The organism is Streptomyces sp. rh34, from assembly GCF_002551245.1.
Classification (GTDB): domain Bacteria; phylum Actinomycetota; class Actinomycetes; order Streptomycetales; family Streptomycetaceae; genus Streptomyces.
The window spans coordinates 1-11,158 of record NZ_NTGZ01000090.1; the positions used below are offsets into that span (position 1 = coordinate 1).

At 69.2% G+C, this 11,158-nt stretch carries 11 protein-coding genes; 7 read left to right on the forward strand and 4 right to left on the reverse strand.

Annotated elements, in window-relative coordinates; translation table 11 throughout:
* From CR470_RS18265 to eccE, 4 genes are all read right to left on the reverse strand, one after another.
* Positions 1 to 953: SCO5717 family growth-regulating ATPase (locus CR470_RS18265; RefSeq protein WP_257138779.1), on the reverse strand; the 953-nt coding region annotated here is incomplete at its 3' end.
* Between the two features lie 360 nt (positions 954 to 1,313).
* On the reverse strand, positions 1,314 to 1,547 hold the full coding sequence (locus CR470_RS18270) for a DUF397 domain-containing protein (RefSeq protein ID WP_032792700.1): 234 nt from the start codon (positions 1,545 to 1,547) through the stop codon (positions 1,314 to 1,316).
* 86 nt (positions 1,548 to 1,633) lie between these two features.
* A complete protein-coding gene (locus CR470_RS18275; RefSeq protein ID WP_097868652.1) occupies positions 1,634 to 2,344 on the reverse strand; it encodes a hypothetical protein in 711 nt (236 codons plus the stop codon).
* Entirely contained in the window at positions 2,341 to 3,696 is a 1,356-nt protein-coding gene (gene eccE / locus CR470_RS18280) for a type VII secretion protein EccE (protein ID WP_097868653.1), read from the reverse strand. Before eccE ends, CR470_RS18275 begins: the two co-directional genes overlap by 4 nt.
* A gap of 183 nt (positions 3,697 to 3,879) precedes the next feature.
* Here eccE and eccB point away from each other — a divergent pair, with 183 nt between their 5' ends.
* The 7 genes from eccB to CR470_RS18315 all read left to right on the forward strand — a co-directional run bounded on the left by eccB (position 3,880) and on the right by CR470_RS18315 (position 11,010).
* The gene (gene eccB / locus CR470_RS18285; RefSeq protein WP_097868654.1) at positions 3,880 to 5,412 is read left to right on the forward strand and encodes a type VII secretion protein EccB; all 1,533 of its coding nucleotides are present in this window, start codon (positions 3,880 to 3,882) and stop codon (positions 5,410 to 5,412) included.
* 13 nt (positions 5,413 to 5,425) lie between these two features.
* The gene (gene mycP, locus CR470_RS18290) at positions 5,426 to 6,688 is read left to right on the forward strand and encodes a type VII secretion-associated serine protease mycosin (RefSeq protein ID WP_097868655.1); all 1,263 of its coding nucleotides are present in this window, start codon (positions 5,426 to 5,428) and stop codon (positions 6,686 to 6,688) included.
* Positions 6,689 to 6,858: 170 nt separating this feature from the next.
* Complete coding sequence (locus tag CR470_RS18295; RefSeq protein ID WP_097868656.1) at positions 6,859 to 7,326, forward strand: hypothetical protein; 468 nt, start codon at positions 6,859 to 6,861, stop codon at positions 7,324 to 7,326.
* Positions 7,323 to 8,984: a WXG100 family type VII secretion target gene (locus CR470_RS18300; RefSeq protein WP_097868657.1), complete on the forward strand. Its 1,662-nt coding sequence runs from the start codon at positions 7,323 to 7,325 to the stop codon at positions 8,982 to 8,984. Before CR470_RS18295 ends, CR470_RS18300 begins: the two co-directional genes overlap by 4 nt.
* Before the next feature lie 28 nt (positions 8,985 to 9,012).
* Complete coding sequence (locus CR470_RS18305) at positions 9,013 to 10,251, forward strand: S8 family serine peptidase (protein ID WP_097868658.1); 1,239 nt, start codon at positions 9,013 to 9,015, stop codon at positions 10,249 to 10,251.
* A gap of 72 nt (positions 10,252 to 10,323) precedes the next feature.
* Positions 10,324 to 10,677 (forward strand): WXG100 family type VII secretion target, encoded by a 354-nt coding sequence (locus CR470_RS18310; protein WP_097868659.1) that lies wholly within the window; start codon positions 10,324 to 10,326, stop codon positions 10,675 to 10,677.
* Positions 10,678 to 10,713: 36 nt separating this feature from the next.
* Positions 10,714 to 11,010: a WXG100 family type VII secretion target gene (locus CR470_RS18315; protein WP_097868660.1), complete on the forward strand. Its 297-nt coding sequence runs from the start codon at positions 10,714 to 10,716 to the stop codon at positions 11,008 to 11,010.
* The last annotated feature ends 148 nt before the right edge of the window (positions 11,011 to 11,158 follow it).

An 11,158-nucleotide genomic window follows, 5' to 3' on the forward strand; every position in this document is an offset into this window, starting at 1 on the left:
GACAGCCCCTGGGCGGGAGGCGACCACGGCACCGGTGCGGCGGCATGCGGGGCGTCGGCGGCGGGGGGCGGCGCGTCCTGGGGCGCGGCGTCCTGGAGATCCGTGCCCTGCGCTACGACGTCCTGCTCGCCCGCGCCCGTGACGGCGTCGGGGGTGGGAGCGTCACCGGGGACCCGGGCCTCGTCGGTGCCCGCTCCGGCCGCGCCGCCGTCCTCGGAATCCGGGGAGCCCGTGTCCGTACGGGAGACGGATGCGGAGTCCGTGCCGGCGAGCGAGGGAAGGGAGGCGGCCGGCTCGGATGACGTATCGGACGGGGACGCGTCCTCGGAGTCCGTACCGGAGGCGAGGGCGTCGGCCTTCCCGCCGTCCGTCGCTCCGGCACCGGACAGGCCTTTCGCGGCAGACCCGGAACCCGCCCCGCCGGCGGATCCGGCTGCGGCTTCCGCCTCGCGCTCCGCGATCTCCCGCTTGAGCGCGGCGGGCGAGAACCGCATCGTCGCGCCGCTCTCCACGTCGCCGCCGCCGAAAGGACCGGCATCCCCGCTGTCGGCCACCGGAGCGGTCGGAGCGTCCGGAGTCCGCGTCTGCGGAGCGGGAGCGTCCGGAACCTGCGCGTGCGGCGTCTCCGGCACGGCGGGGGAGGCCGGGGCCTCCGGAACCGCGGGGACGGCCGGCTCGGCGGGCCCCGGAGGGGCGGGCGCCCAGTTGGGGTCGAAGCCGCCGGGTGTGGCCGACAGGTCGGGTGAGGACAGGGGCGCCCCAACCGGCGGCGGAGGGGGCGCCAGGTGCGAGCCCGCTCCTCCCGACGAGTCCCCCGCCGCGTTCTGCGTGTACCAGGCGGGAGGGGTGTAGTCGATGGTGAACTCACCCGTCATCTCGGCGGGATCCGCGTCGGACGACTCGTCGACGGGCATGTCCCATCCGCCGCGGATCTCGTCCCGATCGCCGTTCACTTTGCCTCCTGGTGTGGTCGAGCACCCTTGTGCCGTGGTGGGTGGGGGCGACCGTTCCCGATGTGCCGGTCCGCCCGGCTCTCCCCCTTGCGACGCGCATCACCTGCTCGCAGGTTTCTTCTGCCGCGCCCCACCCACCCTAATCGCCATCCGGTGAACTCAGGCAGGGCGTAGGGCACGGCAAGGGCCGCCCCACGGGCCACGTGTCACACCCCGGTGAACGACGTGCGAAGGAAAGGGGACGACGAGACGGTCAATCCCTTCCATACACGTACAGGGCGAAGAGTGGCGGCTCACTCCGGCGGCCACCCTTCGCGGGGCTGCGCGCCTCCGCGGGACCGGACCCGCGCGACGCCGGACCTACGTGAGGTCGAACTCGCCGTCGCGGGCGCCCAGGACGAACGCCGTCCACTCCGCCTCCGTGTACCGCAGGACGGTGTCCGGGTCCAGCGAGGAGCGCATGGCGACGGCGCCGTCCGGCAGATGCGCGATCTCGACCCGCTCCTCGGCCTCCTCCGTGCCGGGCGCGCTGAGCCACGTCACATCCGAGATGTCGAGAGCGTAGAGCTCGTCCTTTTCCTGCTGGGTGCCCATGACGGCGTCCCTTCGATCGAACGGATTCGGTGCGTGGTCCATGTTCCCCGGAGGGAGGGGTGTCCGTGGGCCGAACGGTGCAGGAATCAGTCCATCCGGCGAGCTGTGCCCAGCAGTCCGGTCTCGGCGTCCGTCGCGTTCGTCATCACCCAATGGTGGTCGCGCCCCGCCACCCAGAGCGTGACACCGTCCGCCAGCGTGGGCAGCGCCTCGTACTCGGCGCGCGCCAGCCCCAGGATCCGGCCGATCTGCTCGGCCTCGCCGGGCGAGACCCGTTGGATGCCCACCAGCGCGGACGACCGCATCAACCGCGGCGCGACCGGGCTCAGATAAGGAAGCAGCGTCAGCACCGACTGCCACGGCGAGGACACCACCCGGCCGCGCGGCGGGCGCATGCCGCAGTCCCGCACGACGACCACGGGGCTGCCCACCGTCGCTCCCGTCGGCGGAACACGGCCCACGTCGTACAGGGACACGCACTCCAGCCCGGCTCCCGCCGCCTGGGCGAGCGTGGTCCAGGCCTGGACGCGACCGGTCTCGACCGCCACCCGGGCGCCGGTGCCCGCCGCCCGCAGCGCCAGGACCTGCGCCGTCCACAGCCCGCCGATCAGCGTGACGTCGTACGGCACCGGGCGGTGGAAGCCGATCAGCTGCGGCTTGTTGTTCGCGTCGTTGCCGATGATCACGCCGTCGTCGCCGACCGGCAGCGACAACGCCCCCAGGTGGTCCGCGGCCACGGTGTGACCCGCGTGACGGGGGCCGCGCAGCCCGCGCCGGGGCTCGGTCCGGTTGCTCACTGTGCGCCTCCCAGCGGGAGCGTGGCCAGGACGCCCGGCAACTGCTCGCGGTCCAGTCGTGCCAGCCCCACCTTGGCGTGCCGGGCTGCCTGCTCCAACGTCCTTCTCACACCAATGAGTTCGGTGTCCGAACCGCCGGTGACCCGCACATGACCGGCCACACTCGTCGAGCCCTGACGCACCCCGCGGCGCACGGTGAGGCTGAACGTCGTCGCGTACGCGGGCACCGAGGTCAGCAGCGCGACCAACTGCGGCAGCGGCGTCGCGCCCCGGCCAAGCTCGGGCCAGCGGTCCACCGCGTACGTGGTGTGCCAGCGATCGTCGCACCGCCAGACCCGGGACGTCTCCATCGTGCGGCGCTGCGGAGCGGCGTCCGGCCGGCCCGCCCGCCCCGACAGGATGGGGTTGGCGCACGCGGAGGTGGCCACAGCGGAGTTCAACTCGTCCTGATCCAGCACCGCGGCCTGGAAACCGGCGCCCGTGACCCGGCTCGCCACATGATCCGCGACCCGCACCAGGCAGCGCTGCGCACCCTCCATCCCGCCGCCGCGCGCCTCGATGGCCTCCCGGCACAGCTCGGGATCCAGCTTCACCGCCACCCACGTCATCCGCAGAGCGGGCGCACCGGTCTGGTCCTGCAACGGAGCGTACGAGAGCCGGGCCACCGACTGCTGCGGCAGATGAGGGGCCGGTGCGCAGCGCACCTGCTGCACCAACTGCGCCGACTCCAGCACGATGTCGTCCACCTGGAGGGCGTCGCCCAGCAGCGACAGCGGGAGCGACCGGGCGCCGAACGCGGGCCTCAGCGACTCGCCGCTCGCCTCCACCCGCACCACGGCCGTCAGGAACGTGCCGTCGCCGAGCATGCCCACCGTCCGGTGGGCCCGGTCCACATACACCTGCGGGCCGAAGCCGGGCACGTTCTCGGCGACCGGCGCCAGCATCGGCTCCGCGTCCGAGGGCGGCGTGCCGGCGGACCGGCGCCGGGCCCGGAGCCCGAGGGCGCTCGACATCCAGTCCTGGAGCGCGCGGCCCCGTCGGCGTACCACCGCGAGGGCGACCAGCAGACCGAGAACCACGAGCGAGGGGATCAGCCAGGCGCCCCCGAGCGCCGCGCCCACGGCGGCGACCACGAGGCCCACCTCGACGATCACCAGCTGCCGCAGCACGGGGCGCACCCGGTCGGTCCGGGAGATCGAACGCAGCGTCGTCGCGGCGGGAGCGTTCGGCCCGGGGGTGCCGGAGGGCTGGGCGGGAGGCGTCGCGGGCGACTCGTTGCTACGTTGCCTCCGGGAAGTCCCGGAGGCTCGACGGCCCGCCCGCCCGGTACGCTCGCGCGTAGCTGCACCCATCGCCGCGTTGCCCCCTCGTGTCCGTATTCACCGCTTTTTACACGGGTGTTGATCGGGTCGTCACCCTACCTGAGCACGGGGAGCGGAACCCCAGCAGGCATAGTAGGGGCGCGGTACGGCAGCGGGGGCCGACGGTGCGTGTGGGACCCTGTTCGATCACTGGGGAGAAGGGTCAGCGGACACATGGCATCACGGCGGGATGAGCTCAACGCCTATACCTTTGCGAAGCGGAGGTTGATCGCACAGTTCCTGCAACCCAACCCCACAGGTTCCGAGGAAGGCGCCCCCAAACCGCTGCGCGCGGTACTGCCCGGGGCCATCATCGCCGTCGTGGTTCTCGCCGTTTTCGGCGCCTGGGGCATGTTCAAGCCGGTCGCCCCACAGAAGTGGGACGCCGCCAAGGAACACGTCATCATCGCCAGCAAATCCACCACCCGCTACGTGGTGCTGGAGACCGACGGCAAGAAGCAGTTGCACCCCGTCCTGAACATGGCCTCGGCCAAGCTCCTGCTCGCCCCGGACAAGGGCACCGTCGTCAACGTCAGCGAATCGGTCCTGGACAGCGGCAAGATTCCGCACGGTGCGACGCTCGGCATCCCGTACGCCCCCGACCGGCTGCCCGACTCCAAGGAAGCGGGTGCGGCCAAACGCTGGGCGGTCTGCGAACGGCCCGGCGAGGGCGGCAGGGCCATCCAGAAGGCGACCTTCATCTTCGCCGAGCGCGAGGAGAAGAAGACCGAGGGCAAGAACGCCCTGCGGGGCGGTGAGCTGATGTACGTCGAGGGACCGGGGCCGGACCGGACCCGCTACATCGTGGACGCCGCCGGCAAGGCCTATCCCGTCAAGAAGGACGAACTGCTCCTGCGTACCCTCGTCGGCCAGGGCACGGAGCCCCAGCGGGTCTCGGCCGCCTGGCTGGCCACGCTCCACACCGGGGCCCCGATCACCTTCCCGACCGTGGACGGCACCCCCGGCGCCCCCGCGGGCGCCCCCGGCACCCTGGACGATCGGACGAACAGGGTCGGCATGGTCCTGGCCGCCACGGCGGGAACCAAGACCCAGAGCTACGTCGTCCTGCCGGGCAGGGTCGCCCCCGTTTCGGACTTCACCGCCAAGCTCCTGCTCAGCAGCCGCCAGCTGGTGAACCTCAAGCAGGCGGGCAACGCCAAGCCGGTCAGCGCCGCCGAACTCGAACCGGGCGCACCCTTCAACCAGAAGAGGGACTGGCCGGTCAGCAAGCCCGAGCCCGTCAACTCCCCGGACGTCACGAAGGGCAGCCGGAACACCGTGTGCAACGTACTGCGCGGCGTCGACGCGGACAGCGGCACCACCACGCTGAGCACGTGGGTGGGAACGAGCTTCCCCGCGACGCTCCCCACCGGCTCCAGCAGCGCCTACGTCACGCCGGGTTCGGGCGAGTTCTTCCGCCAGTTCAAGGGCTCCACGACCAGCGCCGGCTTCCTGTTCCTGGTCACCGACACCGGCCTGCGCTACGCGATGCAGTCCAACAGCGACAGCGGCCAGGACGACTCCGGCATCGGCGAATCCGGCTCGAAGAAGGAGCGGGAGTCCCAGCAGGAGGAGGCGCGGCAGGCGCAGAACCGGCTCGGCTACAAGGACGTCGACCCCAACCCCGTTCCGGCGGTCTGGTCCGCCCTCCTGCCGACCGGCCCCCGGCTCTCCACCGGCGCGGCCAGCCAGCCGCAGGGTTCGTGAGCGAGGTACGGACATGGCGACCCACGACCACGACCACCACGGCCCGACCCGCCGCCTGCTCACCGCCACGGCGGCCGCGGCCGTCCTCGTCGTCACCCTGCCGGCGCTGCCGGCGGCCGCGGCCGACTCGACCCAGTGCACGTTCCCCTCGAAGAACTACCCGGGCCGCCCCTGGGCGTTGCAACGCGTGCTGCTGGACGAGGTGTGGAAGCAGTCCACCGGCAAGGGCGTACGCGTAGCGGTCATCGACACCGGCGTCGACGTCAGGAACAAGCAGCTCAAGCCCGCCGTGGACACCGGGGCGGGCCGCAACTTCCTGCCGAAGAACCTCAAGGCCGACGACGGGACGAAGATCGAGCGCGGCAAGGAGAACGGCACCACGGACACCGTGGGCCACGGCACCAAAGTCGCCGGCATCATCGCCGCGCGTGAGATGAAGGGCACGGGCTTCAGCGGCCTGGCCCCCGACGCGACGATCATCCCGCTCCAGCAGAACGACGCCGAGGGCCACGGAACGGCCGAGACCCTCGCCCTCGCCATCCGCTACGCCACCGAGAAGGCGGACGCGGACATCATCAACATCTCCCAGGACACCGCCGACGCCGTGAAGCCGTCCCCGGCCCTGAGACAGGCTGTGGACGACGCACTCGCCCGGGACATCGTGGTCGTCGCCTCGGCCGGCAACGACGGACTCGGCGGCAACGTCAAGGAGACCTACCCGGCCTCCTTCAAGGGCGTCCTCGCGGTCGCCTCCTCGGATCGCAACAACGAACGGGCGGCCTTCTCCCAGTCCGGCGACTTCGTCGGCATCGCGGCCCCCGGCGTGGACATGATCTCCACGGTCCCCGGCGGCGGACACTGCGCCGACAACGGAACCAGTTTCTCCGCCCCGTACGTCGCCGGCGTCGCCGCCCTGATCAAGGCGAAGCACCCCAAGTGGACGCAGGAGCAGATCGTCGCGCAGATGCAGCAGACGGCGGAACGCTCGGTCGCGGGCCACGACCGCCTGGTCGGCTGGGGCGTGGTGGACCCGGTACGCGCACTCACCGAGGACGACAAACCGATCGACCGCCCGATCGCGGGCGAGGGGATGAGCAAGGGCAAAGCCCCCACCCCCGCCGAACTCCACTTGGGCGAGACGGCCGACGAGCGGAACGCGCGCCTGGCGACGTACGTCATGGTCGGCGGCGGCGTCCTGGTGGCGGCCATCGCGGGTACGGCCGTGGCGGTACGGGACAAGCGGAGACGCGCGGGGCGGTTGGCGGGCGAGGCATAGCGACGGGAGCGCTGGAGAGCAGTGAGGAGTCGTCGAGTCGTCCATGAGACAAGTCACGTGGCGCTCAAGTCGATTGGCGCTGTCGTACACAGTGACTAGAGTTGTCGGGATGAGATCGGATCGGACCGCGTCGGTGCGATAGCAACGCGAGACGATCCGAGCAAACGGGGATGCGGAACGGGGAGGACGGCATTGTGACCGATCCAGGTGGCGGTGGCGGTACGGGGGACCTCAGGCGCGGAGTGGGTGCGCTGGAGAAGTTCAAGAGTCGTGTCGATGCCCTGCTGGCGGACTTCGAGGGCTCGGCTGCCAGCAAGACGAAGGTCGCCGACCAGAAGGTCTCGCGGGCCTCACTGAGCGGCCCGAACGCACGCTTCGCCGAGGCGGACGGCCTCTACACCCAGTACAACCGGGTCCATTCCTCCCTCGTCTCGCTCTCCAAGTCCCTCGGCGACCAGATCGAGTACCTGAGCCTTGGCGTGCACGCGGCGGCTGTCGGCTTCGACAACGTCGAGGACGACATCAGGCGACGGTTCTACGAGATCCAGGCCCGCATGGACGAGGAACGCGAGAAGCACGCCAAGTCCGAACAGGACAATAACGAGAAGCAGTCGGACTCCGGGTGGGCAGCGGAATGAGCGACGAGAAGCAGCCGAACCTGACGCCGGCCGAGCAGCACAAGCAGGACGAGGGACGAGTCCAGACCCAGATCGTCGTCACGGACATGACCGAGACGGCCGGCCGGGTCATGGAGTCCTTCGGTTTTGGCAACCCTCGCACCGGGGGCCGTACCTCCTTTGAGGGACACAAGCTCAACGCCATCATCGACATCGTGGAGAACTCCAACCCGGAACACCTGGAGAGCGCGGGCGAGGCCCTCTGGAAGGCCAGGGACGCCATCCGGCGCGCGGCGAAGGAGCTGAAGGACCACCTCAAGGGGGTCGACTGGGAGGGCGAGTCCGGCACGGCCTTCCGAGCCTTCGGTACGGGCCTGGTCGCCCACGCCGAGAAGCTGGGCGACTTCGCGGACGCGGCCGGCACCCAGATCACGGTCGCGGGCACCGGCCTGGCGTCGGTGAAGAGCGCCATGCCGCCGCGCGACCGCCGGATGATCCAAACGGACGTGGACGACGTCCTGTTCCCGGCTCGGACCGAGACGAACCCGCAGTACGCGGCTGCGCTTGAGGTGGAGAAGAACCGCCAGGAAGCCATCAACCAGATCAATCGGTTGGCGTCGTACTACTCGGTCTCCGAGGAGGTGCTGGCGGCGCAGGAGCCGCCGCGGTTCGACAGGAAGCTAGATGTCGGAATGCCTAAGCCGGAGAACCGCAGGCTCCAGACCGGCGACGAAGCCTCTGCAGAGGGCGCAACTACTTTGGGGAGCAGGGACGTACCGGGCTCTTCGGTACGGACGGCCACGGGCGGTGGCGGTCTTGGGCCTGCAGAAGGGCGACGTCCGATTGAAGTTCTCGGCTCCGGGCCAGTGTTGGACGATGTCGTGTCGACAGAGATCAACAGTGTTAAAGCGCCGCCTGCCCCGACGACCATTACCAGCACCCCACCGCTACCGTCGCCCACGCCCGCAACGGGGCCGACCGGAACGCCGCCATCGCCCGTTCCGCCGCCTTTCATGAACACCACACAGGGCAACCCGGCGCGTACCACGGGACCTTCAACACAGCGGACGGTGAACCAGACCGGCCTGGGCATGGGCAAGGCACAGCCCACAGGAGGAGGTCCGGTAGGCAAAGGGCCGGGCGGTCCCCCGGTCGGTCGTCCCAGTCCTGTGGGAGGCGGAGCATCGTCCACCGGCCGTCCGCCGGTCGGCCCGCAGTCGCCGATCACCGGCCGTTCCACTCCTACGAGCGGACGGCCGATCACCGGCCAGGGGGGTACGTCCACAGGGGGCGGACCTCGTGCGGGTGGTAAAACCGGCATCGTCGGAGGAACTCCCCAGAACGCGCCTCAAGGCAGAGCTACTGCCGGAGCCTCCGGCCAGCGGGGAGTGATCGGAGGGCGCGGAGCAGCAGCTGCCACATCCCGCCCCGGCGGTCGACCGGCTCAGACTTCGGGCGCAAACGGAGTCGTGGGTGCTCCCCGCAAGGCCGTCGGCGCCGGCTCGAACGCCAAGGGCTTCACATCTGGCGGGGCAGGTCTCGTACGTGGTCCTGCCGGTCGGCAGAAGTCCGGCCGGGATGACGATGACAACGGTTCGACCCGTCCCGACTACCTGACGGAAGACGAAGAGACGTGGAATGCCGGACGGCGCGGAGCCGTGCCGCCGGTGGTCGAGTAGCAGACCCAGGGAAGGTACGGAAGTCGGGATGACAGCGGGAATGGGCCGAGCTCAGAGGCGCGTGCGTGTGCTCGGCGCGCTGGCTGCGGCCGCTTCGTGGAGTGTGCTGTTCGTCGGCGCGGCGCAGCCAGCTGCAGCCGACACGCAGTCGAAGCAGTGGTACCTCGGCGCGATGCAGGCTGAAGAAATGTGGAAGGTCTCGACCGGCGAAGGTATCAAAGTCGCTGTCATCGACACGGGCGTCAACGCGACTACCCCCTCGCTTACAGGGCAGGTCCTCAAAGGGCTGGATGCCACTGGTGCTGCTGGGGACGAGTACGACGACTACGACGGTCACGGCACGACGATGGCTGAGCTGATCGCAGGAACAGGCAAAGGTGGCGGTTTGAAGGGGCTAGCCCCAGGAGCCAAGATCATCCCCATGCGCATTGCTGACAGTGATTTCCAGGAGGAGCACTCCTCTAAGGCTTATGATTCTGCGGATGCTATTCGAGCAGCAGCTGACAGTGATGCTCGAATCATCAGCATGTCTTTCGGTAGTCCATTTTATATGGAGCGAGAGCGTCAGGCAGTCGAATACGCTGAAAGCAAAGGAAAGCTATTCTTTGCTGCTGTAGGTAATGAGGGGCACAAGGAGAACAAGAAGAACTACCCGGCGGCGTTTCCTCAAGTGGTGGGGATTGCTTCAGCAGATCGCAACGGGAAAGTTGCTTCCTACTCGCAACACGCTGGCACGGTGGATGTCGCCTCCCCTGGGAACGACGTCCCGTACTGGTGCGACAGTTCCTTCAAGAGCTACTGCGACGGCGACGGCGGCACCAGCGCCGCCACCGCCATCGCCTCCGCCTCCGCCGCCCTCGTCTGGTCCCTCCACCCCGACTGGACCGCCAACCAGGTACTCAATGTCCTCTTCGACACGGCTGGCCGTGACTGGAAGAAGGGCGAGACCAGCAAGTACCTCGGTCACGGTCTCATCCGCCCTTCGATGAACGTCCTCAAGGGCAAGGGCGACCCCGGCGACCCGGAGATCAGCCCGCTCACCAAGGAGAGGACGACCGGTCCCGCCGACTCGTCCGAGAAGCCCGCCACCTCCGCCTCGCCGCAGCCCGCCAAGAACGGCGCGGAAGGCGACAAGCCCGTGGCGGCGGAAGAATCCAAGTCCTCGGGGGACGAAAGCCAGTTGGGCCTGATCCTCGGAGTGGCCGCAGTTGTGGTCGTGCTCGGAGGAGTGGCCTACGCCGTGGTCCGCAGGCGTAAGGCCGCTTGACCGCACGTACCGCAGGTACCGGCCGGCGACCCATGCCGGCCTGGCAGAACCAACCGAAAGGGAAAGAGAACCATGGCAGATCAGAAGGTCTCAGATGCCGCACTCCTGAAGCTCGAGGGTGACCTCGGCATCAAGTTCGACTCGGTGAAGGGGCAGCTCCGGCAGCTCCACGCGACGATCGACAACCTCGAAGGCAAGTGGAAGGGTATCGGCGCCAACCACTTCAACCAGAAGCAGACCGAGATCAACAACCGCATGGTCAGCCTGGCCAAGCAGCTCGTCCGCTTCCAGGAGTCCATCAAGGCCGCCCGTACCATCTCGGGCGACAACGAGGACGAGATCCGCCAGGCCCTCGCGGGTGTGGACGTTGTCGACGGCCACAACACCAGTGCGAAGGAACAGTCCTCCAGCCTGAACAGCTTCTGACCCTTATCCCGTAACTCGAAAGCAGCGGAGGAACGCATGGGAAACAACGACGGTACGACGGTCGTCACTTACGCGAGCCTTGATCTCGCGGCCGGTGAGATCAAGAAGCAGGCGAAGCAGCTCGACATGGACCTGAAAGAGATCCAGGCCATGATCGCGAAGGTTTCGGAAGTGTGGGAGGGCGAGGCGAAGCAGGCCTACACCGCCGCCCAGAACAGGTGGAGGACGGACGCCGACGCCATCCGCGCCAACCTCGAGGAAATCGCCAACAAGGTCAGCGAGGCGTCGCCCATCTACCGCGGTGGCGACAAGCGGGCGGCAGCGAACTTCTAACGGAGTTTGGGCACAGCTCCACAGCACAGCACCAAAAGCACCACAGCACAGCACAGCACATCAGGGTGGACACGCGCGGGAGGTGTCCACCCTGAGCTGTGTCCCGAGGCCGAGCCGAGCCCGAGCCCGAGGCCGAGCCGAGCCCGAG